This window comes from Pseudomonas sp. B21-017 (assembly GCF_024749245.1).
In the GTDB taxonomy this organism is placed as follows: Bacteria; Pseudomonadota; Gammaproteobacteria; order Pseudomonadales; family Pseudomonadaceae; genus Aquipseudomonas.
In genome coordinates this window covers 5,990,415-6,013,927 of sequence record NZ_CP087194.1, presented here as the reverse complement: position 1 = coordinate 6,013,927, position 23,513 = coordinate 5,990,415, and the positions used below count along the sequence as shown (strand labels likewise).

General features: G+C 60.7%; 17 protein-coding genes and 1 pseudogene. 10 read left to right on the top strand and 8 right to left on the bottom strand.

Annotated elements, in window-relative coordinates:
- Positions 1-373: 373 nt before the first annotated feature.
- The 5 genes from LOY28_RS27385 to LOY28_RS27365 all read right to left on the bottom strand — a co-directional run bounded on the left by LOY28_RS27385 (position 374) and on the right by LOY28_RS27365 (position 5,247).
- Positions 374-1,537: a gamma-butyrobetaine dioxygenase gene (locus LOY28_RS27385; protein ID WP_258612771.1), complete on the bottom strand. Its 1,164-nt coding sequence runs from the start codon at positions 1,535-1,537 to the stop codon at positions 374-376.
- 13 nt (positions 1,538-1,550) lie between these two features.
- Positions 1,551-2,027, bottom strand: coding sequence for a thioesterase family protein (locus LOY28_RS27380; protein ID WP_018928777.1), 477 nt, complete (start codon positions 2,025-2,027; stop codon positions 1,551-1,553).
- A gap of 179 nt (positions 2,028-2,206) precedes the next feature.
- The gene (locus tag LOY28_RS27375; protein ID WP_258612770.1) at positions 2,207-3,172 is read right to left on the bottom strand and encodes an L-carnitine dehydrogenase; all 966 of its coding nucleotides are present in this window, start codon (positions 3,170-3,172) and stop codon (positions 2,207-2,209) included.
- Positions 3,173-3,314: 142 nt separating this feature from the next.
- The gene (locus LOY28_RS27370) at positions 3,315-4,202 is read right to left on the bottom strand and encodes a 3-keto-5-aminohexanoate cleavage protein (RefSeq protein WP_019580671.1); all 888 of its coding nucleotides are present in this window, start codon (positions 4,200-4,202) and stop codon (positions 3,315-3,317) included.
- Between the two features lie 100 nt (positions 4,203-4,302).
- On the bottom strand, positions 4,303-5,247 hold the full coding sequence (locus tag LOY28_RS27365) for a choline ABC transporter substrate-binding protein (protein WP_258612769.1): 945 nt from the start codon (positions 5,245-5,247) through the stop codon (positions 4,303-4,305).
- A 210-nt stretch (positions 5,248-5,457) separates the two neighbouring features.
- On the opposite strand from LOY28_RS27365, the gene LOY28_RS27360 reads away from it, so the two are divergent.
- Positions 5,458-6,405, top strand: a complete 948-nt coding sequence (locus LOY28_RS27360) for a GlxA family transcriptional regulator (RefSeq protein ID WP_064620848.1) — start codon at positions 5,458-5,460, stop codon at positions 6,403-6,405.
- A gap of 117 nt (positions 6,406-6,522) precedes the next feature.
- On the opposite strand, the gene LOY28_RS27355 is transcribed toward LOY28_RS27360, so the two are convergent.
- From LOY28_RS27355 to LOY28_RS27345, 3 genes and pseudogenes are all read right to left on the bottom strand, one after another.
- Positions 6,523-6,939: a DUF3010 family protein gene (locus tag LOY28_RS27355; protein ID WP_258612768.1), complete on the bottom strand. Its 417-nt coding sequence runs from the start codon at positions 6,937-6,939 to the stop codon at positions 6,523-6,525.
- Positions 6,940-6,970: 31 nt separating this feature from the next.
- A pseudogene (locus LOY28_RS27350) lies at positions 6,971-7,204 on the bottom strand (helix-turn-helix domain-containing protein); the annotation flags it as partial.
- A gap of 7 nt (positions 7,205-7,211) precedes the next feature.
- Positions 7,212-7,613: a lysozyme inhibitor LprI family protein gene (locus LOY28_RS27345; protein WP_018928783.1), complete on the bottom strand. Its 402-nt coding sequence runs from the start codon at positions 7,611-7,613 to the stop codon at positions 7,212-7,214.
- A 235-nt stretch (positions 7,614-7,848) separates the two neighbouring features.
- Between LOY28_RS27345 and LOY28_RS27340 the strand changes: the two genes are divergently transcribed.
- The 9 genes from LOY28_RS27340 (at position 7,849) to LOY28_RS27300 (ending at position 23,504) form a co-directional block, all read left to right on the top strand.
- Entirely contained in the window at positions 7,849-8,826 is a 978-nt protein-coding gene (locus LOY28_RS27340) for a dipeptidase (protein ID WP_007907542.1), read from the top strand.
- A 79-nt stretch (positions 8,827-8,905) separates the two neighbouring features.
- Positions 8,906-9,436 (top strand): DUF5943 domain-containing protein, encoded by a 531-nt coding sequence (locus tag LOY28_RS27335; protein WP_007926354.1) that lies wholly within the window; start codon positions 8,906-8,908, stop codon positions 9,434-9,436.
- A gap of 15 nt (positions 9,437-9,451) precedes the next feature.
- Complete coding sequence (dgcA, locus tag LOY28_RS27330) at positions 9,452-11,512, top strand: dimethylglycine demethylation protein DgcA (RefSeq protein ID WP_007938000.1); 2,061 nt, start codon at positions 9,452-9,454, stop codon at positions 11,510-11,512.
- 210 nt (positions 11,513-11,722) lie between these two features.
- Positions 11,723-13,672: a dimethylglycine demethylation protein DgcB gene (gene dgcB / locus LOY28_RS27325; protein ID WP_258612767.1), complete on the top strand. Its 1,950-nt coding sequence runs from the start codon at positions 11,723-11,725 to the stop codon at positions 13,670-13,672.
- Positions 13,672-14,892: an electron transfer flavoprotein subunit alpha/FixB family protein gene (locus tag LOY28_RS27320; protein ID WP_258612766.1), complete on the top strand. Its 1,221-nt coding sequence runs from the start codon at positions 13,672-13,674 to the stop codon at positions 14,890-14,892. The genes dgcB and LOY28_RS27320 overlap by 1 nt, the downstream gene beginning before the upstream one ends.
- Positions 14,893-14,907: 15 nt before the next feature.
- Positions 14,908-15,684, top strand: a complete 777-nt coding sequence (locus LOY28_RS27315) for an electron transfer flavoprotein subunit beta (protein ID WP_018928786.1) — start codon at positions 14,908-14,910, stop codon at positions 15,682-15,684.
- Between the two features lie 99 nt (positions 15,685-15,783).
- Positions 15,784-16,350 carry a GNAT family N-acetyltransferase gene (locus LOY28_RS27310; RefSeq protein WP_018928787.1) on the top strand — a complete coding sequence of 189 codons (567 nt, stop codon included), beginning with the start codon at positions 15,784-15,786 and terminating at the stop codon, positions 16,348-16,350.
- 1,641 nt (positions 16,351-17,991) lie between these two features.
- Positions 17,992-21,444: a GMC family oxidoreductase N-terminal domain-containing protein gene (locus LOY28_RS27305; RefSeq protein WP_018928788.1), complete on the top strand. Its 3,453-nt coding sequence runs from the start codon at positions 17,992-17,994 to the stop codon at positions 21,442-21,444.
- Positions 21,445-21,635: 191 nt separating this feature from the next.
- The gene (locus LOY28_RS27300) at positions 21,636-23,504 is read left to right on the top strand and encodes a hypothetical protein (protein ID WP_138866417.1); all 1,869 of its coding nucleotides are present in this window, start codon (positions 21,636-21,638) and stop codon (positions 23,502-23,504) included.
- Positions 23,505-23,513: the final 9 nt, after the last annotated feature.

Sequence of the window (23,513 nt, the reverse complement as noted above, 5' to 3'; positions counted from 1 at the left end):
CTTCAGGGAACGGTGTCGTGGTTCGATTCTGGTAGGGGCTGTAGGCGTCGGCAAGGACGATTTGTCGCAATGGCCGCAATACCTATGAACAGGTCGTTTTCGGCTAACTTGCTAAGGATGGGAGTAGGCACACTGGACTCAGCTGGCATCACGAAGGTTTGGTCACCCTCGCGCAACAGCTCCTCAACAGTACCCTCCTCAGCTCCGATCTTGTCACGGCTTGATCGGGGTTTTTTTTGCCTGCGAATCCAGAATTTGTGTTGTTTGTGCGGACGCCATCGCGGCGGTGCGGCGATCCGACAAGCCACGCTCCCACAGGGGGCGTGAGTAACCTGTGGGAGCGAGGCTTGCCCGCGATGAACGATGACGCGGTCTAGCGTTGTAAAACGAGAATGCGCGACAGCAATTCATCCCGGTCGACATAGCAACCCTGGAAATGCCGGGCGCCGGTGGCGGGGTCGAAGGCGTTGCGGGCGTGGAGGGTGCGGCGGTTGTCGAAGCACCACAACTCGCCGGGGTTGAGCCGTGTCATCACTCGGAAGCGCGGCTCGCGGGTCATCGCAATGAAACGCCGGTAAGCGCGATACAGCCTGGGCATCTGCTCCACTGAAGCATCGAATGGCCCGCGCAGAAAGTTCGCCATGCGGATTTCCGACACTTGCCCGAATGCATCCAGCGCGATGATCGGCGCCAGGCAGCGGTAGTCGCTGTGGCGGTCCTTGTTGCGGAACTCCACGGGGATTTCACACAAGGCTTGAAACGCCTCTGGATCTTCCTGACGCAAAGCTTGGGCGATGGCAAAACCGTCGACGAAAATACTCTCGCCACCGTCGGCGTCATTCACCAGGCAATGCAGAAATTGCAGCCCCGGTTGCAACTCCCGGGTCGGCAAATCGCTGTGCAGTGGCAGGTTGAAGGCGGTGTAGGCATTGCTGTCGGCATCGGCCTTGGATTGCACGTTGAACAGCACGCCGAAATTGCTCTCGCGGATGAACGAAATCCGTTGGGCGATCAGCTTCAGCGAGCCCGGCTCGGTGGGGACTCCGCGTACTTGAGTCAGGCCGATATCGCGCACGGCCAGCAGCCATTGCAACAAGGCGTCGTTGTTCTCCATCAGGGCCAGGTATTCGAACACTGGCAGCTGCAAATCGCTGTGCCAAAGCCTGGCTTTCGGTTTTCCGGCCTGGCGTTCGGCGCGGGACTCGTCGTCATAGGCATGGGCCCGCAGCCAGCCCGGATCGAAGCGGCTGAGGTGGCCATCCTGCCAATCGACGCACAGGCAGCCTTCGGCATCGACGGTGGCGTTTTCAGGCATCAGGTGCTCTGCGACATCGACGATTTCCAGCACTTGCTCACGCGTCACCGTGTAGACGCACTGTGGGCACGGGCAGTTGTCCCGCAGCCATTGATGATGAAAAGGGCTGACCCGACCGTCCGCCCACTTCACTTGAATGCGGTCCGCCAGGGTGTGCACGGCGTTCAACGCGCTGATCAATGGATAGGTGCGGAAATCGGCAAAAGCGGCGGCGGTGTTCATGGCGGGCTCCTTGTTATTTTTCGGGGGGTAATGCGATCACTCGGCCGATCCAGGCGGGTGCGGGCAAGTCGGCTTGATCAGCGACAATGGCCTGTAGCTTGCTCAAGGTTTCTTCGCTGAATGGCGCGGATCGCGGCCCGGCGAGGTCGACGTGCAGCAGCATCTGTTCATTGCCCGCCAGCTCCTTGTCACCGCCCACCAGATGCAGGCTGTGGTAGAGGTGCAGGCGCTTGCGGTCGTGGCCGATGATCTGCGTATGCACTTCGACGTCGGCATCGAGTTTCACTTCGTGCAGGTAATTGAGGTGCAGTTCGAGGGTAAACAGCGAGTGGCCGCTGGCCTCGCGGTTGTTGCTGTCCATACCCAGCCGGTCCATCAACGCGTCAGTGGCGTAGCTGAAAATCAGCAGGTAGAAGGCATCGCGCAGATGGCCGTTGTAGTCGACCCAATCGGGGATGATTCTGGTTTGGTAGGTGGTGAGGGTGGGCATGGTGGAACTCCACAGATAATCGCTGGTGTACACATGTGTGGCGAGGGAGCTTGTTCCCGCTGGACTGCGAAGCAGTCCCAAAACCGGTGGATGCGAGGTATCAGTCAAATCGCGTTTGCTGGTTTTACGACCGCTTCGCGGCCGAGCGGGAGCAAGCTCCCTCGCCACAGGGTGTGTGTTTATTCGCTGAAGGCCATCCCATGCTTCTCTTTGGTGGTTTTCACCGCCTCCAGCACCGCCAGCAAGCAATCGTCACGATAGCGTTCCAGTGCCGAGATGCTGTGTGTGCCCAACTGATCGCTGGTGCCATCCACCACATCGTCAATCAACTTGTCGGTCAGCTCCGGTGCCGGCAGGTACGTCCAGGGCAGCTGCAACGCTGGCCCGAACTGCGCCATGAAGTGCCGCATCCCGGCATCGCCGCCTGCCAGGGTGTAAGTCAGGAAGGTGCCCATGAACGACCAGCGCAGACCCGCGCCAAAACGAATCGCATCGTCGATTTCACCCGTGGTCGCCACGCCGTCGTTGACCAGGTGCAGCGCCTCACGCCACAAGGCTTCGAGCAAACGGTCGGCGATAAATCCCGGTACTTCCTTGCGCACATGCAGCGGGCGCATCCCCAGGGATTCATAGACTTTCATCGCCGCTTGCACCGCTTCTGGCGCGGTGTTCTTGCCGCCGACCACTTCCACCAATGGCAGCAGATAAACCGGGTTGAACGGGTGCCCGACCACGCAGCGTTCCGGGTGCGTCGAACTCTCGTAAAACTCGCTCGGCAACAGTCCCGAGGTGCTGGAACCGATCAACGCATTGGGCTTGGCCGCCGCGCTGATTTTGCTGTGCAGTTCCAGTTTCAGTTCCAGACGCTCAGGGGCGCTTTCCTGAATGAAATCCGCGTCGCGAACACATTCTTCGATGGTGGCGACAAAGCGCAGCCGATCCTGCGATGCGCCGGGTGCCAGGCCTTGTTTCTCCAGCGCGCCCCAGGCATTGGCGACACGTTTGCGCAGCGCCGCTTCGGCACCGGGTGCCGGATCCCAGGCCACCACATCGAGGCCGTGGGCGAGGGCGCGGGACACCCAGCCGCTGCCGATGACACCGCTGCCCAGTGCTGCGAAGGTTTTGATATCAGTGATAAAGCTCATGGCGACTTCCTGAATTGGGCTCAAAAAAAATGTGGGAGCGAACCTGCTCGCGATGACGCCGGTACAACCGATGCGTTATCTGCGGCAGGACAACCGTCATCGCGAGCAAACTCGCTCCCACAGGGGGAAAGGGTGATTTGTTTCAACCGCGCTTGGTCAGGCCCATTTTTGCCCGGCCTTCTGCCGGGGTCAGAACGCGGGCGCCGAGGCGGCTGAGGATTTCCGAGGCGCGTTCGACCAGTTGGCCGTTGGTCGCCAGTACGCCCTTGTCCAGCCACAGGTTGTCTTCCAGGCCGACCCGCACGTTGCCACCGAGCAGCACCGCTTGCGCCGCCATCGGCATCTGCATGCGCCCGATGCCGAACGCCGCCCAGACCGCATTGGCCGGCAGGTTGTCGACCATGGCTTTCATGGTGGTGGTATCCGCTGGCGCACCCCACGGGATGCCCAGGCACAGCTGGAACAACGGGTTATCCAGCAGACCTTCCTTGATCATCTGCTTGGCGAACCACAGGTGACCGGTGTCGAAAATTTCCAGCTCAGGCTTGACGCCCAGCTCTTGAATTCGCTTCGCGCCGGCCCGGAGTTGCGCCGGGGTGGAGACGTAAATGGTGTCGCCGTCGCCGAAGTTCAGGGTGCCGCAATCCAGGGTGCAGATTTCTGGCAGCAATTCTTCAACGTGGGCCAGACGGGTCAGTGGGCCGACCAGATCGGTGTTCGGACCGAACTCCATCGGGTTCTCGCCTGCGCCGATTTCCAGGTCGCCGCCCATGCCGGCAGTGAGGTTGACGATGATGTCGACGTCCGCCTCGCGGATGCGCTCCATCACTTCGCGGTACAGCGCCACGTCACGGCTGAACTTGCCGGTTTGTGGGTCGCGAACGTGGCAGTGGACCACGGTAGCGCCCGCCTTGGCGGCTTCCACGGCGGCGGCAGCGATTTGTTTCGGGGTGACCGGCACGTGTGGGCTCTTGGCGGTCGTGTCGCCAGCACCGGTGAGTGCGCAGGTGATGATGACGTCGTGGTTCATGAGGCGGTTTCCTTCAGGCTGGAGTTTTTTGGTGGAGCTTGGGCGTGGCGATTCCGCTCGCAGCCCGCATCGGGCTGCGAATCGGTGGTTCATTTCGGTTCTATTTGCTGGTCAGCTTCAGGTTTTCAGCGGCCGGCTTGCCATCGAATGTGGTCACGCCTTCAAGCCAGCGTTGCTTGTCTTGCGGGTGATCCTTGAGCCACTGTTTGGCCGATTCGAAAGCGTCCTTGTGATCCAGCAGCGGCTGCATCATCCGGCTCTCGTCTTCGGCGGTGAGCGTCAGGTTGCTCAGCAAGCGACCGACGTTCGGGCATTGCTGCGCGTAGTTCGGCGAGGTGACGGTCCAGACCGTGGCCATGCCTTCGTTCGGACCGAGGGCGTCGTCGCTGCCGGTGAGGTAGGTCATCTTCACGTTGACGTTCATCGGGTGCGGCGCCCAGCCGAAGAACACCACGGCTTCCTTGCGGCGTACCGCGCGATCTACTGCCGCCAGCATGCCGGCTTCGCTGGACTCGACCAGCTGGAACTTGCCGAGGCCGAACTGGTTCTTGGCGATCATCGCCTTGATCTGGGTGTTGGCGCCCGAGCCAGGTTCGATGCCGTAAATCTTGCCGCCCAGTTCTTTTTCAAACTTGGCGATGTCGGCGAAAGTTTTCAGGCCCTTGTCGGCAAGGTAAGTCGGTACTGCCAGGGTGGCGCGGGCGTCCTTGAGGCTTGGCGCTTCAAGCACTTTGACCTGCTTGGCATCGACAAACGGCGTGATGGTCTGGGTCATCAGCGGGTTCCAGTAGCCCAGGAACAAATCCAGGCGCTGGTCGCGAATGCCGGCAAAGACGATTTGCTGGGAGGCGCTGGTTTGTTTGGTGCTGTAGCCGAGGCCGTCGAGCAGGACCTGGGTCATGGCGCTGGTGGCGATCACGTCGGTCCAGTTCACTACGCCCATGCGCACGTTCTGGCACGACGCGGGTTCGGCTGCCATGACACTGGCGCTCAAGAAAGCGGTACCGCTGAGTGCAAGAACACAGCTGCTGATCAGTCGTTTCATGTCGGGGTTCCTCGGCAGGTCGTTTATTGTGGGTTCCGGTGTCTGATGCGCCGGTGATGCCAAGTTACGCAGCAAAGCCCCCGTGAAAGCGCACTGCGGCGACCAGCTCTTGCACTGCGGCGACCTGCGCACTTGAATGCTGCTGGCAAGTGGCGTATCAACGTCCACACGCTTCCCGCCCTCTCGTTGCCTGCCAGTCGAGTGCGCTCCATGTCCCAGGATTTCTACTTCTTGTTGATGCCGGGTTTTTCGGCGATCGGTTTTATCTCGGCGATCGAGCCGCTGCGGGTCGCCAATCGCTTTCGCGGCGAGTTGTACCGCTGGCATGTGTTGAGCGCCGATGGCGGGGCGGTTCTGGCCAGTAACGGCATGTCGGTCAACGCCGATGCAGCGCTGGAGCCGCTGAAGAAAGGCGCAACCCTGTTGGTGGTCGCCGGTTTCGAACCGCTGAAGTTCGCTACCCCGGCCCTGGAGCATTGGTTACGTCGGCTGGACAACGAAGGCGTAACCCTCGGCGCCATCGACACCGGCAGTTTCATCCTCGCCGAAGCCGGCCTGCTCGACGGCCATCGCCTGACCCTGCACTGGGAAGCGATCGACGCCTTCAAGGAATCTTATCCACAGCTGAGCGTCACCCAGGAACTGTTCGAGATTGACCGACGGCGTATCACCTCCGCCGGCGGCACCGCCTCGATCGACCTGATGCTTGACCTCATCGGTCAGGCCCATGGCCCGGAACTGGCGATTCAGGTCAGCGAACAATTCGTACTCGGGCGCATTCGCCCGCGCAAAGATCACCAACGCATGGAAGTCGCCACGCGATATGGCATCAGCAACAAGAAACTGGTGCATGTCATTGGGGAGATGGAACAGCACAGCGAACCGCCGCTCAGCACTTTGGAGCTGGCGGAATCGATCAAAGTGACCCGGCGTCAGCTAGAGCGCCTGTTTCGCCTGCACCTGCACGACACGCCGAGCAATTTCTATCTGCGACTAAGGCTGGAGAAGGCGCGGCAGCTGCTGCGCCAGACGGACATGAGTGTGCTGGAGGTGAGTATCGCCTGCGGGTTTGAATCGCCGTCGTATTTCACCCGCAGTTATCGGGCGAGGTTTGAGCGGTGCCCGCGGGAGGATCGCCGACAAAGCCAGAAGGCCTGAAACCGACCCCTGTAGGAGCGAGGCTTGCCCGCGAAGAGGCCGGCACATTCGAAATCATTGTTGTCTGACACGACGCCTTCGCGGGCAAGCCTCGCTCCTACAGGAGATGTGTCGTTTTTACTTCTTCATCAGCACCGAGCAGGCCGCTTTGTAGGCCTCGTGCTGATACTTGTTCAGCGTGGCCGGCAGTTCAAAGTCAAACTTTTTGTTCTGCGCATTGATGGTTTGCGGCGACAGCAGCGTTACCTCGCAATTTTCCAGTAACTGGAAAACCCCTTCGATCTTGAACGTGGTCGGCCCACCGGCGAACTCACCTTTCTTGCTGCGCTTTTTGATCGCGATGCGGTCGATTGAATTCTCACGAATAAACGACGCCACCTGAGCGGCAAAGACTTTGACGTTGGCGGCTTCGTCGTCATTGTCGAGGGCGATTTTCTTGGTGGCCAGCGCGACGTGGGTCAGCCCCTGATCGTCGAGGGAGGCCACGGCAAGGATTGCTTCGCTGCCTTTGATTTCGATGCCGCAGATTTTCATTTCAATCCCTTTTCCGATGTTGGCGTGCAGCTTACAGCTCTAGTTGATTGGCGGTGATGCCAAAAGCCGCGGCGATTTTCTCACGCGTGGCCTTGCGGGGCTTGGCAACCGTTTCCTGCTGGGCAAAGGCTGGTTGGGAGATGCCCATGCGTCTGGCCACTTCATCCTGCGTAAGGTTCAGGTGTTCACGCCAGGCACGAGCAGGGGGTGCGCCATCGACGATGCGGCTGACTACTTCGTGTGGGATCAAATGATTCTCCATTTTTATGTTTTTATTCCTGCCCAATCGACTCCAAAAACTCCGACCGCTCGTCACTCATCCGTGCCACGCAATCATTTTGCGCAATGTTGAACGCCTTGCTGCCGCTCGTCGCCGGGAACGCTTCCACCGCGCAATCGGCATCCCGGGTCTTCAGCCATTGTTGTTGCGCAGTTTTGATTTTTGCGGTGATGTCGGCCAGTTGCGCCTTGTTGCTGCCGTAGCGCGTTTGCATGCGTTCGTTCAGGCCTTGGTAGTTGTCGCTCAGCAGCTGTTCGGCGGTGTTTCTGCTGTAAGCCGAGCATTCCAGGGTCTGGACTTCGTTTTCGACGGCGTCACAGGGGTTGTCGTCGGCCCCTTCGGCCGCCTGTACGCCGGTCGCTATCAGTGCCAAAGCCAAGAAGATGGATTTCATTGCGTCGCCGCCCTTAATTCAGTGAAACATTCGGTGATGCGACGAATTCTGGCCCATGCGAACGGGCTTGAACAGGTAGGCAATCATGTCGGTTGGCGACCCTTTGTCGCGGATTGACGCTTTCGGCAATTCCCCTGTCGTTTTTGCACCCGGCTGCACCGTCCCTCAGGCATATGCTGGCCCCAAAGCGCCGGCACACGATTCGGCGCATGAATCGTTAATAGGGGACTGCCTGATGAGCCCAGCCGAATTACACGCCGACAGCATCGTTATCGACGGCCTGATTATTGCCAAGTGGAACCGTGAGCTGTTCGAAGACATGCGCAAGGGCGGTCTGACCGCGGCCAACTGCACCGTGTCGGTGTGGGAGGGCTTCCAGGCCACCGTCAACAACATCGCCGCCAGTCAGAAGCTGATTCGCGAGAACAGCGACCTGGTGATCCCGGTGCGCACTACCGCCGACATCCGCAAAGCCAAGGAGCAGGGCAAGACCGGCATCCTGTTCGGCTTCCAGAACGCTCACGCCTTCGAAGACCAGATCGGCTATGTCGAGGTTTTCAAGCAGCTGGGCGTCGGTATTGTGCAGATGTGCTACAACACCCAGAACCTGGTCGGTACCGGTTGCTATGAGCGCGATGGCGGCCTGTCGGGTTTCGGTCGTGAAATCGTTGCCGAGATGAACCGCGTCGGTGTCATGTGCGACCTGTCCCACGTCGGCTCGAAGACCTCCGAAGAAGTCATCCTCGAATCCAAGAAGCCGGTCTGCTACTCCCATTGCCTGCCGTCGGGCCTGAAAGTGCACCCGCGCAACAAGTCCGATGAAGAACTGAAGTTCATCGCCGATCACGGCGGTTTCGTCGGCGTGACCATGTTCGCGCCGTTCCTGGCCAAGGGTATCGATTCGACCATCGACGATTACGCCGAAGCCATCGAATACACCATGAACATCGTCGGCGAAGACGCCATCGGCATCGGCACCGACTTCACCCAGGGTCATGGCCAGGACTTCTTCGAATACCTGACCCATGACAAGGGCTACGCCCGCCGTCTGACCAGCTTCGGCAAGATCATCAACCCGCTGGGCATCCGCACCGTGGGCGAGTTCCCGAACCTGACCGAAACCCTGCTCAAGCGCGGCCATTCCGAGCGCGTGGTGCGCAAGATCATGGGCGAAAACTGGGTCAACGTTTTGAAAGACGTTTGGGGCGAATAAGCCGCCGCATCTGAAGAATCCTTTCCCCCGGCCGTCCGTGCCGGGGGCAACACAACGAATTTTCTGGAGTTAAGTTTCCATGGCCAAGATCGCCCCGCAATTGCCAATCGAAGTCGACAGCGAAACCGGTGTCTGGACCTCCGACGCCCTGCCGATGCTGTACGTTCCGCGTCACTTCTTCGTCAACAACCACATGGGCATCGAGGAAGTGCTGGGCGCCGACGCCTACGCCGAAATCCTCTACAAGGCCGGCTACAAGTCCGCCTGGCACTGGTGTGAAAAAGAAGCTGAGTGCCATGGCCTGGAAGGCGTCGCGGTGTTCGAGCACTACATGAAGCGCCTGTCGCAGCGCGGCTGGGGTCTGTTCAAGATCCAGGACATCGACCTCGACAAAGGCACCGCCAGCGTCAAGCTCGAACACTCCGCATTCGTCTACGTGTACGGCAAGGTCGGGCGCAAGGTCGACTACATGTTCACTGGCTGGTTCGCCGGCGCCATGGACCAGATCCTGGCTGCTCGCGGCAGCAAGATCCGCACCGTCGCCGAACAAGTTTACGGTGGCTCCGAAGAAGGCCACGACGACGGTTTGTTCACCGTCAAGCCGTTGTAAGTCGAGGAACCCGCCATGGCTTTCGAAGCAATGTTCCAGCCGATCCAGATCGGCAAACTGACCATCCGCAACCGCGTGCTCAGCACCGCGCACGCTGAGGTCTACGCCACCGACGGCGGCATGACCACCGATCGGTACGTCAAGTATTACGAAGAGAAAGCCAAGGGCGGGATCGGCCTGGCGATTTGCGGCGGTTCCTCCAGCGTGGCCATCGACAGCCCGCAAGGCTGGTGGAAGTCGGTCAACCTGGCCGACGACCGGATTATTCCGCACTTCCAGAATCTGGCCGATGCCATGCACAAGCATGGCGCCAAGATCATGATCCAGATTACCCACATGGGTCGCCGCTCCCGCTGGGACGGTGAGCATTGGCCAACCCTGCTGTCGCCGTCGGGCATCCGCGAGCCGGTGCACCGCGCGACCTGCAAAACCATCGAGCCGGAAGAAATCTGGCGGGTGATCGGCAACTACGCCAGCGCCGCTGCGCGTGCCAAGGCCGGTGGCCTGGATGGCGTCGAGCTGTCTGCCGTGCACCAGCACATGATCGACCAGTTCTGGAGCCCGCGAGTCAACAAGCGTACCGACGAATGGGGCGGCAGCTTCGAGAACCGCATGCGTTTCGGCCTGGAAGTGATCAAGGCTGTGCGCAAGGAAGTCGGTCCGGACTTCTGCGTTGGTATCCGTATCTGTGGTGACGAATTCCACCCTGATGGCCTGAGCCATGAGGACATGAAGCAGATCGCCAAGTACTACGACGACACCGGCATGATCGACTTCATCGGTGTCGTGGGCTCGGGTTGCGACACTCACAACACCCTGGCCAACGTTATTCCGAACATGAGTTATCCACCGGAGCCGTTCCTGCACCTGGCCGCCGGTATCAAGGAAGTGGTGAAGGCTCCTGTGCTGCACGCGCAGAACATCAAGGACCCGAACCAGGCAACCCGTATTCTGGAAGGCGGTTACGTCGACATGGTCGGCATGACCCGCGCTCACATCGCCGACCCGCACCTGATCGCCAAGATCAAGATGGGCCAGGTCGACCAGATCAAACAGTGCGTGGGCGCCAACTACTGCATCGACCGTCAGTACCAGGGCCTGGACGTCTTGTGCATCCAGAACGCCGCGACCTCCCGTGAATACATGGGCGTGCCGCACATCATCGAGAAATCCACCGGGCCGAAGCGCAAAGTCGTGATCGTCGGTGCCGGCCCTGCCGGGATGGAAGCTGCTCGTGTATCCGCTGAACGTGGCCACGACGTGACCCTGTTCGAGAAGAAAGAATTCATCGGCGGGCAGATCACTACCGCCTCGAAAGCCCCGCAACGGGACCAGATCGCCGGTATCACCCGTTGGTTCCAGCTGGAACTGGCGCGTTTGAAAGTCGACCTGCGCCTGGGCGTGGCGGCGGATGCGGCGACCATTCTCGACCTGCGTCCGGACGTCGTGGTGCTCGCCGTTGGCGGCCATCCGTTCCTGGAGCAGAACGAGCACTGGGGTGCGGCTGAAGGCCTGGTGGTCAGCAGCTGGGACATCCTCGACGGCAAAGTGGCGCCGGGCAAGAACGTGCTGGTCTACGACACCATTTGCGAGTTCACCGGGATGTCGACAGCCGACTTCCTCGCCGACAAAGGCAGCCAGGTCGAGATCGTCACTGACGACATCAAGCCGGGCGTGGCCATCGGCGGTACGTCGTTCCCGACTTACTACCGCAGCATGTACCCGAAAGAAGTGATCATGACCGGCGACATGATGCTGGAAAAGGTCTATCGCGAAGGCGACAAGCTGGTGGCGGTACTGGAAAACGAATACACCGGCGCCAAAGAGGAGCGGGTGGTTGACCAGGTGGTCGTCGAGAATGGCGTGCGTCCGGACGAAGAAATCTACTACGCCATGAAGGAAGGCTCGCGCAACAAAGGCCAGATGGACATCGAAGCCCTGTTCGCGATCAAGCCACAACCTTCGCTGAGCCAGGCGGGCGACGGCTACTTGCTGTTCCGCATCGGTGACTGCGTGGCCCAGCGCAACACTCACGCGGCGATCTACGACGCGCTGCGGTTGTGCAAGGATTTCTAACGGATTTACCACCGTCACCTGTGGCGAGGGAGCTGGCTCCCGCTGGGCTGCGAAGCAGCCCCAAAACCTGCAGTCGAGGTGTATCAGGTGTACACCTGAGACTGTTTTGGGAGCGCTTCGCACTCCAGCGGGAGCAAGCTCCCTCGCCACAAGTAGGTGCGTCGCTCTCATCGGCACGCACATGACCCCGAGGTCTTTGGGAGCTCCACCATGTTGAACACCCTTCTTCCAATCCTGTTGTTCGCTGCCCTGGGCCTGGCTGTCCTGGGCGCGTTGCGGCGGGTGGCTATGTGGCGTCAGGGCCGGGCTTCGAAAGTCGACCTGATCGGCGGTCTGTTCGCCATGCCCAAGCGTTACATGGTCGATTTGCACCACGTCGTCGCGCGGGACAAATACATCGCCAATACACACGTCGCCACGGCCGGTGGTGCGGTGGCGTCCATTGTGCTGGCGATTCTGGTTCACGGTTTCGGCCTGCATAACCGCATCCTCGGTTATGCACTGCTGTTGATGACGGCAGTGATGTTCGTCGGTGCGATCTTTGTCTTCCTGCGCCGCCGCAACCCACCGGCCCGCTTGTCCAAAGGTCCGTGGATGCGCCTGCCGAAAAGCCTGCTGGCGTTCTCGGCGTCGTTCTTCCTGTTGACCCTGCCGGTGACGGGCATCCTTCCGGAAAACTTCGGTGGCTGGGTACTGGCGGCGATTCTCGGCGTCGGTGTGCTGTGGGGCGTGTCGGAACTGTTCTTCGGCATGACCTGGGGCGGGCCGATGAAGCACGCCTTCGCCGGTGCCTTGCACCTGGCTTGGCACCGTCGCTCCGAACGGTTTGGCGGCGGTCGTTCCACTGGCTTGAAGCCGCTGGATCTGAACGACCCGACCGCGCCACTGGGCGTGGAAAAACCCAAGGATTTCACCTGGAACCAACTGCTCGGCTTCGACGCCTGCGTGCAGTGCGGTAAATGTGAAGCTGCGTGCCCGGCGTTCGCCGCCGGCCAGCCGCTGAACCCGAAAAAACTGATTCAGGACATGGTCGTCGGCCTGGCCGGTGGTACGGATGCCAAGTTTGCCGGCAGCCCTTACCCAGGCAAGCCGATCGGTGAGCACGCCGGTAATCCGCATCAACCGATCGTCAACGGTCTGGTGGACGCTGAAACCCTGTGGTCCTGCACCACCTGCCGCGCCTGCGTCGAGGAGTGCCCGATGATGATCGAGCACGTCGATGCCATCGTCGACATGCGCCGCCATCTGACCCTGGAAAAAGGCGCGACCCCGAACAAGGGCGCCGAGGTCCTGGAAAACCTGATCGCCACCGACAACCCTGGCGGCTTCGCGCCGGGCGGGCGGATGAACTGGGCGGCGGATCTGAACCTGAACCTGCTCAGCGAAAAGAAAACCACCGACGTGCTGTTCTGGGTCGGCGACGGTGCCTTCGACATGCGCAACCAGCGCACCCTGCGTGCCTTCGTCAAAGTGCTGAAAGCGGCCAAGGTCGACTTCGCAGTGCTGGGCCTTGAAGAGCGCGACAGCGGTGACGTGGCCCGGCGTCTGGGCGACGAGGCGACGTTCCAGCTGTTGGCCAAACGCAACATCCAGACCCTGGCCAAATACCGCTTCAACCGCATCGTCACCTGCGACCCGCACAGCTTCCATGTGCTGAAAAACGAATACGGCGCCTTCGATGGCAACTACCTCGTGCAGCACCACAGCACTTACATGGCGGAGATCATTGGCGAAGGCGCACTGAACCTCGGTCAGCACAAAGGCAACAGCGTGACTTATCACGACCCGTGCTACCTCGGCCGCTACAACGGCGAATACGAGGCGCCACGCGAAGTGCTGCGCGCCCTGGGCATCGAGATCAAGGAAATGCAACGTTCCGGTTTCCGTTCGCGCTGCTGCGGCGGCGGTGGCGGTGCGCCGATCACCGACATTCCGGGCAAGCAACGGATCCCTGACATGCGCATGGAAGACATCCGCGAAACCGGCGCCGAACTGGTGGCCGTGGGTTGTCCACAGTGCACCGCGATGCTTGAGGGCGTGGTCGAGCCACGGCCATTGATCAAGGACATCGCCGAACTGGTGGCTGATGCGCTGCTTGAAGACGCCGCGCCGGGAAAGCCTTCGGCACCGGCCAAACGTGAACCTGCGGAGGTGCATTGATGAGCGACATTATCCGCCGCGACCCTCGCGCTGAATGGATCGCCCGCAACCGTCTGCACCCGCTGCACGCGGCCATGCAACCGGTGCAACACAGCTGGATGGGGCCTAACGGCGTCATCCGCAAGAATCCCCACGGGATCGGTTTTATCGGTCCCAACGGGATCAAACGGATCGACCGCAGTGGCGCTCAGCAGGGCGGGGCGACGAAACGCTCGGCCGCGGTTGAAGTGCAATTGCCGCTGCATCAAGTGGCTGCACCCGCGTTCTACATCAGCGTGGTGCCGGACATGGTCGGCGGCCGCTTGAGCAGCCACGACCGCGATTTGCTCGGCTTGGCCCATCAGTTGGCCGGCAAGGACGGCGCGGTACTGGCGGTGGTCTTCGGTGAGCACAAGGAAAACACCTTCGCCACGGCAGGCGTTGACCGCTTGCTGGTACTGGAAGGCGATGAATTCAGTGGTTATGCACCGGAACAACGCGTCCAGGGCCTGCGGGCTGTGGATAACCAGTTCAGCCCGCGTCACTGGCTGCTGCCGGACAGCCGCAGTGGTGGCGGCGAACTGGGTCGACGCTTTGCTGCCGCACTGGGCGAACGTCCGGCCACACGGGTCTGGCAGGTCAAGGATCAGGAATGCATCGGCCGTGCCGGTGCCGGTTTGCAGGACCTTGCGCGGCCGGTGGCCCGCTTGATTTTGGCGGCTGCCGAATGCGCCGAACCGGTCAGCGAAACCCGTCACGAAGCGTTGCCGGTGGAGTTATCCACAACGGTCGCTCGCAGCCTGTCGCGGATCGAAGATCTGGGCGCGGTGGCGGTGGACCCGGCGGCGATTCCGATGGCCGAAGCCGAGTTCATCTTCTCTGGCGGCAACGGTGTCAAGGACTGGGGACTTTTCCACAGGACGGCCGAAGCGTTGGGCGCGACCGAAGGTGCGTCGCGGGTGGCGGTGGACGATGGTTTCATGGCGCGCGACCGTCAGGTCGGCGCGTCCGGCACCTGGGTAACCGCGCGGGTTTACGTGGCGGTGGGGATTTCCGGGGCGATCCAGCACCTGCAAGGCATCGGTGCCTGCGACAAGGTGGTGGCGATCAACCTCGATCCGGGTTGCGACATGATCAAACGGGCCGACCTGTCGGTGATCGGCGAGAGCGCCGAGATTCTTCAAGCCTTGATCGATGCGGTAGAGGCTTACCGCAACGACGCCAAGCGCGATGCGGCTTAAGGGAAGGAAAGGGTTATGAGCACGAAAATCATCAGCCTGGTGTCCATCGGCGCCCACCCGACTTCCGGCCGGCCACGCCGCGCCGAGCAGGACGCGCGGGCCGTTGAGCTGGGTCTGCAGCTGGCTGGGGATAACCTGCAAGTGCTGCACGCTGGCGACGTTGCGGAACCGGCGCTGCGTGCCTATCTGGGCATGGGCCTGGAACAGTTGCATGTGCTGGAACAACCGGTCGGCGCAGATGCGCTGCCAGCGTTGACCGACTATTTGCGTGACGCCGGGGCGCAGGTGGTGTTGACCGGCAGCCAGGCGGAAACCGGTGAAGGCTCGGGCATGTTGCCGTTCCTGCTGGCCGAAAGCCTCGGCTGGCCGCTGGTGGTGGGTTTGGCGCAAGTCGAATCCATCGACGGTGGTTCGGCGCTGGTTCTGCAGGCCTTGCCGCGCGGTCAGCGCCGTCGCTTGAAAGTGCGCCTGCCGTTTCTGGCGACTGTGGATAACGCAGCGCCCAAGCCTCGGCAAAGTGCCTACGGTCCGGCGCGACGCGGGGTATTGCAGGCAGATGAAGTTGAAGTGGTCGACGATGAACTGCTGGCGGTAGCCACGTTGCAACCGGCCAAGCCACGACCCAAGCGCCTGAAAGTGATCAAGGCCAAGAGCGGTGCCGACCGCATGAAGGCCGCGACGGCCAAGGCCAGTGGCGGCGGTGGGCAAGTGCTCAAGGGCGTGACCGCGCAGGCGGGCGCCGAAGCCATCCTCAAGTTGCTGATTGAAGAAGGCGTGGTCCGTCAGGGTTGATCCACAGCGACAACCGGCCATAAAACCGTTGGCCTGGCCGGTTGTTACGTATCAACCTGCACGCTAAGCAGGTCGCTCGTATTCTGGGGAGTTACATCAATGGAAGTTGAATTTCGTCCGGCTCTGCGCACGGATGCGCGCGAGATTGCCCGTTTGTTCCAGATTTCGTCAGAGGGGGCTTCGGATTACATCTGGAGCCAGCTGGCGGAGCCCGGGCAGGATCTGTTGGAAGTGGGGGCCATTCGTTACGCCCGTGAAGATGTCGATTTCTCCTATCAGAACTGCGTTATCGCGCAGGCACAGGGGCGGGTCATCGGCATGATGCACAGTTACGTGACGCGTCACGATCCGTTGGCAGCTCCCGTGACTGATCCGGTCCTGGCGCCTTACGCCGACATGGAAGTCCCCGATACCCTCTATATTTCAAGCCTGGCCCTGCATGAAGGGTGGCGCAACAAGGGGCTTGGTGTGCGCTTTCTCGAGCATGCTCAACAGCGCGCCGATCAACTGGAACTCAACGGCCTGAGCCTGATCGACTATGCAGCGAATACCGGGGCCCGGCGTTTTTATGAGCGCCATGGTTTTGGGATCGTCAAAACTTGCCAGGTCGTTCCTCATCCGATGATTCGGGTGACGGGTGATGCCTATCTCATGCATCGGCCTTAGGGGCTTCCCGTTTTTGATGGAGTACATATCCGTTTCTGCGGTCACGGCGGCTGGCGGTTTCGCTTTTACAGCGAGTCACTTTCGAAAAGCCGGAATGCCGGCCCAGGCGAAAGTAACCAAAGCGCTTTTGCCCCTCCATTCGGTGCCTCGCCTAGGCTCGGCATGCCCTCACTCCGGTCCTGCTCCGTGGGCCCACTGCGCAGAACCTCCACTCGGCCTCTCGAGGGGGCGGTGCGTCAAAATCAAAAGCAAGGCGGCCTACCGGCCGGCCTGATCTCACGTGCACGCATTTCCCTGTAGGAGCTGTCGAGCGAAGCGAGGTGGCGATCTTTTGATCTTGCTTTTGCTTTGCTTTGCTTTGGTTTTTGATCTTGATCTGTACGCCCCTTTCCCAGAGGCCGAACGCAGGCGTTGCGCAGGGGGCACCGCGGCAAGGATGCCGCGGTAGCCGCCCCCGGCCATGGATGGCCGATGGCGGCGGGCCCCCGGAGCAATGCCGGAGTGAGGGTATGCCGAGCCTAGGCGAGGCACCGAATGGCGGGGCAAAAGCGTTTTGGTTACTTTGGCGCTTTTCCAAAGTGACCCGCTGTAAGAGCGGAACCATAAGCCGCCGTTACCGCAGAAACGGATATGTACTCCTAACGCACTTGGGTTACCCACAATCCCTGTTAGCGCTTCTGTGGATAACATGTTCGCCCCTCGCTACACCCCATGCCAATCAAGCCCTGCAGCCCTCCGTACAAAAAACAACCAGCCTAACCCACGGTTTTTTCGGGCTTTTTCCACAGAGTAACGTCGCTCACTGGCCGACACTTGCCCCCAATCTCTGTTGGCGCTTCTGTGGATAAGATGTTCGCTGTCCGCTACAGGCCATACAGATCGCGGCTTTCAGTGGGTTGATCAAATATTGTTCAATTCGGCGTTTTCCTCCGCTAATCGTCCCGTAAACCCGGAATACTCGCGGGTTTCAGCGGTTTTCCACAGAGACCGCAAAGTTGCCCCCAAAGTCTGTTGGTGCTTCTGTGGATAAGGTGTTCGCCATCCCCTGCACGCTATGTAAAACGTGGTCTGCAAGCTTCTGATTAAAAAACAACCAGTGCCTGGCTAAAACCCTGCTTCTGGATAAGTCACGGTTTTTCTTCGGTTTTTGTGAATAGATTTAGCCTGTCACCCGCAGTTGTCCCCATTTGCTGTGGGTGGAGATGTGGATAACTTGTTCGCCGAACCCTGTAAGCCACGGCCCGTATAGGCCGGAACGCGATAGATCAGATTTCATACAGTTCTAAGGCACTTCCTTGACTTCGATCTGTCGCCTGTCTTCACTCTCATCGCATAAGGACAACTGTCACTTATCCACATCTGGTTCAGGGAGAACGCGTGATGGATAGCCAGCCACATCGCTCGCAGCCACATTCGCACCCCAGCCCCTGCGTGACCTGTGTTCCGACATCCGCCACCTCGTTGCACAAGCGGATTCATCGTCGCGCCGCCAATCAGCGCGCTCGTCTATAGCGCCTGGCCCCCTTATGCCATAACACCGCTGCCATTGAGGCCCGACCGTGCCCGGTGACCAGGCGTTTGTTCGTCTATCGATTGCAGGCAACCGCAGAGTTGCCCCATCTGCCCGAGAGGAAATGACCCATGACACGGATCGCCACGCCCATCAGCGATATCAAGGAACATTACGACGTGATCGTCATTGGCTCCGGCTACGGCGGCGGGATCGCGGCGTCGCGCCTGTCCCGGGCCGGCAAGCGGGTGTGCCTGCTGGAGCGAGGCCGGGAAATCCAGCCCGGCGAATACCCCAATACGATGCTGGCGGCCACTGAAGAGCTGCAAGTGCATGACCCGGACGGGCACATCGGCTCGCGCACCGGGCTGTTCGACCTGCACGTCAACGCCCAGCAGAACGTAGTGGTCGGTTGCGGCCTGGGCGGCACGTCGTTGATCAACGCCAACGTCGCGCTGGAACCTGAACCCGGTGTGTTCGATGATCCGCGTTGGCCGTTGGCGGTGCGTGAACATCGCGACACGCTGCTCAAGGACGGTTACGCCCGGGCTCGGGAGATGCTCAAGCCCAATCCCTATCCGAAAACCGCTCCGACCTTGCCCAAACTCGAGGCTAACCAGAAGTCCGCCGATTACCTCAAGCAAGGCGCACACTTCTACAAGCCGCCGATCAACGTGACCTTCGACAAACTGCCGAACAACCTCAACCACGTCGGCGTCGAGCAATTGCCGTGCAACCACTGCGGCGACTGCGTTTCGGGCTGTAACAACAAGGCCAAGAACACCACGTTGATGAATTACCTGCCGGATGCCTGCAACCACGGCGCAGAGATTTTCTGCCAGGCCGAGGTCCGGCATCTGGAGCGCGACGGCGATGGCTGGATCGTGCACTTCCAATACCTGGACAGCGGCCGCGAGAAATTCTCCGCGCCGACGCTGTTCGTCAAGGCGGACATTGTCGTGGTGTCGGCCGGCACCCTGGGCTCCACCGAAATCCTCCTGCGCTCTCGGGACAAAGGCCTGTCGACGTCCAATCAGCTTGGCGAAAACATGAGCGGCAACGGCGACATCCTCGGTTTCGGCCACAACTGCGATGAAACGATCAACGGCATCGGTTTCGGTGCCCATCCGGCGAAGGAAATGAAACCGGTCGGCCCGTGCATCACCTCGATCATCGACATGCGCACCGAAGGCGACTGGCGCAGCCGCATGGTCATCGAAGAAGGCTCGATCCCCGGCGCACTCGGCCGGCCCATGGTGCCGAGCATGGCCACATTCGCCGGGTTGATCGGCAAACCCACCGATGACAGCTTCACCGGCAAGCTCAAATATGCCGAGCGCGAAGCCGAAAGCTTCCTGCGCGGCCCGTACCACGGCGCCCTGCACAACATGCAGACCTACCTGATCATGAGCCACGACGACGGCAAGGGGCGCATGGTGCTCGACAGCAAGGATCAGTTGCGCATCGACTGGCCGGGCGTTGGTGAGCAGGAAAACGTCAAGATCGGCAACGAGCGCCTGCACCAGAGCACCAAGGCCTTGGGCGGGATCTGGGTCGAGAACCCGATCTGGACCGAGCTGCTCAAACACAGCATCGTTTCCGTGCACCCATTGGGCGGTTGTGTGATGGGCGAGGATGCGACGCAGGGCGTGGTCAACCACAAGGGCCAGGTGTTCAGCGGCGTCAGCGGCACTGATGTCTATGCCGGGTTGTACGTAGCCGACGGCGCGGTGATTCCGACCTCCCTGGCGGTCAATCCACTGCTGACCATCTCTGCCGTGAGCGAGCGCAATATGAGCCTGCTGGCCGCCGATCGCGGGTGGCACATCGACTACACGTTGCCCTCGGCACCGCGCAAACCGGTGGCGGCACCGACCCTCGGCGTGCAGTTCACCGAAACCATGAAGGGCTATTTCTCCAAAGATTTCACCCAGCCCCAGAGCACCGATCTCAAACTCTACGAAGCGGCGGCCAAACGCGGCAAGTCGGATAACTCGCCGATCGAATTCACCTTGACCATCACCGCCAACGACCTCAATCGCATGATCAAGGAGCCAGAACACGCCGCGACACTGGTCGGCTCTCTGGATGCGCCGGGCTTGTCGCCGGAACCACTGACCGCCAGCAATGGTGTGTTCAATCTGTTCGAGGAATATCAGGAACAGGTCGGTGTGCGGCACATGAATTACGACATGAAACTGACCGCCGAGGACGGCAGCGATTATTACTTCAGCGCATTCAAGACCGTGCCCGAAGACAACGGCGTGCTGAACGTCTGGCACGACACCAGTACACTCTATGTGACGCTGTATCGCGGGCCGGACAAGACGGGCGAGGTGATCGGCTCGGGGGTGATGCACATCGAGCCGGCCGATTTTGCCAAGCAGATGACCACCATGAAGGTGCTCAACGCGCGCAACGAACGTGAGCGCATTGAAGGGCTGGCGCGGTTCGGCAAGTTCTTCGCCGGCATCTTGTGGGAGAGCTACGGCGGGGTGTTCGCGGGCGACATCTACTTCAACCCCGATGCGCCGCCCCGGCAGAAACGGCCGCTGGATGCGCCGACGCCAAGCGTGCAGTTCTTCCAGACCGAAGACAGCGTCCAGCTACGCTTGACCCGCTATCAGGGCGGCACCAAGGGGCCGGTGATGCTGGTGCATGGTTTGGGTGTGGGCTCGAATATTTTCTCCACCGACACCATCCAGACCAACCTGCTGGAGTACCTGTGCAAGCACGAGTACGACGTCTGGCTCCTGGATTTCCGGGTCAGCATCCTGCTGCCGGCCAGCAAACATGAATGGAACGGCGACCAGATTGCCCAGTACGACTTCAAGGCCGCCATCGAGCATATCCAGCAGGCAACCCTCGCCGCTGACGTGCAGTGCGTGGTGCATTGCTATGGCGCGACGACCTTCTTCATGTCGCTGCTGGCCGGGTTGCAGGGCGTGCGTTCGGTGGTCTGTTCGCAGATTGCCGCGGACACGGTGGTCGCCACGGCAACGGGGCTCAAGGCCGGTCTGCATTTGCCGGGGATGCTCGACGCCATCGGCATCAAATCCCTCACCGCGTATGCCGACAACAAGGAGAGCTGGTTCAACAAACTCTACGACAAGGCCCTCAACATCTACGCCCGCATCGAGGCTCAAGGTTACTGCACCAACCCGGTGTGCCACCGCATCACCTTCATGTACGCGTCGCTGTACCGCCACGACACACTCAACGAAACCCTGCACGACAACCTGCACGAGTTGTTCGGCGAGTCGAACATACAGACCTTCGAGCATCTGGCGCTGATCCTGCGCAAAGGCCATCTGGTGGACTTCAAGGGCCAGGACGTCTACATGCCGCACTTCGACCGGCTGACCATGCCGATCTGCTTCATCAGTGGCGAAGACAACCAATGCTACTTGCCCGAAAGCACGCTCAGGACCTATGAGCGCGTGTGCAAAATCCATGGGCCGGAACGCTACAGCCGGCATGTGGTGCCGGGTTATGGGCATATCGACTGCATGTTCGGCAAGAACGCGGTGGTCGATGTGTACCCGATCATCCTGCAGCACCTGGAGAAAACCGCCCTCGGTTGATCGGGCTTTTTGTGGCGAGGGAGCTTGCTCCCGCTGGGTTGCGCAGCAGCCCCAAAACCTGAGGATGCGATCGATCAGATACACCGCGTTTTCTGGTTTTACGACTGCTTTGCAGCCGAACGGGAGCAAGCTCCCTCGCCACAAAAGCCGTGTGCTGACTTGGGATTGGCGACTACAAGGAAATGGATGCCATGGACAGTTACATCCGCTGGTTTCAACGCTTCATCTGGATAGGCATCGCAATGAACATGGTCTTCGCGATTCCGGCGCTGTTCGCGCCGGCATTGCTGACCTCGATGCTCGGAATGCCTCCGCAGCTCTCCGATCCTTGGCTGGAGAACGCCGGCATGTTGCTGGTGGGGATCAGCCTTTTTTACATGCCGTCAGGCTTCAATGCCCCCAAATACGTGGTGCATTCGTGGCTGTGCGTATTGTCGCGGTTGGTCGCCGTGGCGTTCTGGATCTACCTGATCAACACCAGCAACCAGGCCCAGGTGTTCGTGCCGATGCTGCTGGGCGATCTGGGCATGTTCCTGATCCTCGGGATTCTGCTGTATCTGGGCAGCGCGCCGGCCAATCGGCCGTTCGCCCTGCTTCGCGATGGCTGGCGTGAGTGGTGCGCAGCGTGGGCGCGACGCTGGCGGCGGCACAGCTTCAAGGTCGCCACGCTGGTCGTAGTGCTGGCGCTGGGGTTTATCGGTTACGAAACCTGGTACCAGATGCTGCGGGTGGTGCCGGCCGAGCAATACGCTTCTGACGAAGACCACTACAAATACGCCGCCATCGGCCTGGGCATCGAAGCACGGATTCCCTATTACCTGTTCGCCGTGTTGCCGCAGATGTGCCCGGAGAAACTGCCGAAGCCCGGGGGTTACGAAGTGTTCGGTTTCCTCTACGAGAACGGCAAGGACCTGCCGATCGGCATGGCCAAGCGGCAGATCGGCTACCCGACCGTGGAGCCCAATTGCGCCTTGTGCCACACCGGCTCCTACCGCGCCAATGCCAGCGATGTTGCTACCCCGGTGGCCTCCGCACCGGCCAATACCCTGCAACTGCAGGCCTTCCAGTGGTTCGCCTACGATTGCGCGAGCGACCCCAAATTCACGCCCGACGCGGTGATGACTGCGATCAACAGCAAGTTCCAGCTCGGGTTTTTCGAGCGCCTGTACAACCGCTACCTGATCATCCCGATGGCCACCAGCGCGCTGATCAAACAGAAGCAGGCCTATGCCTGGCAGAAGCTGCGCGCACCGCAGGGGCCGGGACGTACCGACACTTTCAACCCGACGAAAATGGTGGTGTTCGGCTTCCCGGATGACTCGACCATCGGCACCGTCGACCTGCCGCAAGTCTGGAACCAGAAACCCCGGGAATCGCTGTACCTGCACTGGGACGGCAACAACAACGATATCCATGAGCGCAACTACGCGGCGGCCATGGCCGTGGGCGCGACGCCGGAGTCGGTGCTGCCGGACAGTTTCAACCGGGTGACCAATTGGCTGCTGGGCCACAAGGCACCGGCCTGGCCGTTCGCGCTGGATCAGGCCAAGGTCGCCCGGGGCAAGCCAGTCTGGGAAAAGAATTGCGCCGGTTGCCATGACTTCGGTCGCACCGACACCGGTCAGGTCACCACCACGATTGATGAACTGGGCACCGATCCCCATCGGCTGAACTCGTTCACCACCGGTTTAGTGACAGCCTTCCACGGCTTCAAGAAACCGCCGTTCGACTTTGGTGCTTACCGCAAGACCCAGAGCTACAGCAACACGCCCACCGACGGCATCTGGTTGCGCGCGCCGTACTTGCACAACGGCTCGGTGCCGACCCTGTGGGATTTGCTGCAACCGCCGGAACTGCGGCCGCAGGTGTTCTTCACCGGTTCCGACATTTATGACAAGGACAAGGTCGGCTACGTCACCAGTGGCGAGCAGGTGAAAGCCTCGGCGGACTTCAAATACGACACGCGCCTGGAGGGCAACCACAACGGTGGCCACCTGTACGGCACGCAGTTGTCGGAACTCGATAAGCGGGCGCTCATCGAGTTCATGAAAACCCTGTGATTCCACTAC

Bases quoted from the DNA above. Each gene is read 5' to 3' on its own strand.
- LOY28_RS27385 (WP_258612771.1), bottom strand. From the start codon at position 1,537: ATGAACACCGCCGCCGCTTTTGCCGATTTCCGCACCTATCCATTGATC.
- LOY28_RS27380 (WP_018928777.1), bottom strand. From the start codon at position 2,027: ATGCCCACCCTCACCACCTACCAAACCAGAATCATCCCCGATTGGGTC.
- LOY28_RS27375 (WP_258612770.1), bottom strand. From the start codon at position 3,172: ATGAGCTTTATCACTGATATCAAAACCTTCGCAGCACTGGGCAGCGGT.
- LOY28_RS27370 (WP_019580671.1), bottom strand. From the start codon at position 4,202: ATGAACCACGACGTCATCATCACCTGCGCACTCACCGGTGCTGGCGAC.
- LOY28_RS27365 (WP_258612769.1), bottom strand. From the start codon at position 5,247: ATGAAACGACTGATCAGCAGCTGTGTTCTTGCACTCAGCGGTACCGCT.
- LOY28_RS27360 (WP_064620848.1), top strand. From the start codon at position 5,458: ATGTCCCAGGATTTCTACTTCTTGTTGATGCCGGGTTTTTCGGCGATC.
- LOY28_RS27355 (WP_258612768.1), bottom strand. From the start codon at position 6,939: ATGAAAATCTGCGGCATCGAAATCAAAGGCAGCGAAGCAATCCTTGCC.
- LOY28_RS27345 (WP_018928783.1), bottom strand. From the start codon at position 7,613: ATGAAATCCATCTTCTTGGCTTTGGCACTGATAGCGACCGGCGTACAG.
- LOY28_RS27340 (WP_007907542.1), top strand. From the start codon at position 7,849: ATGAGCCCAGCCGAATTACACGCCGACAGCATCGTTATCGACGGCCTG.
- LOY28_RS27335 (WP_007926354.1), top strand. From the start codon at position 8,906: ATGGCCAAGATCGCCCCGCAATTGCCAATCGAAGTCGACAGCGAAACC.
- dgcA (WP_007938000.1), top strand. From the start codon at position 9,452: ATGGCTTTCGAAGCAATGTTCCAGCCGATCCAGATCGGCAAACTGACC.
- dgcB (WP_258612767.1), top strand. From the start codon at position 11,723: ATGTTGAACACCCTTCTTCCAATCCTGTTGTTCGCTGCCCTGGGCCTG.
- LOY28_RS27320 (WP_258612766.1), top strand. From the start codon at position 13,672: ATGAGCGACATTATCCGCCGCGACCCTCGCGCTGAATGGATCGCCCGC.
- LOY28_RS27315 (WP_018928786.1), top strand. From the start codon at position 14,908: ATGAGCACGAAAATCATCAGCCTGGTGTCCATCGGCGCCCACCCGACT.
- LOY28_RS27310 (WP_018928787.1), top strand. From the start codon at position 15,784: ATGGAAGTTGAATTTCGTCCGGCTCTGCGCACGGATGCGCGCGAGATT.
- LOY28_RS27305 (WP_018928788.1), top strand. From the start codon at position 17,992: ATGACACGGATCGCCACGCCCATCAGCGATATCAAGGAACATTACGAC.
- LOY28_RS27300 (WP_138866417.1), top strand. From the start codon at position 21,636: ATGGACAGTTACATCCGCTGGTTTCAACGCTTCATCTGGATAGGCATC.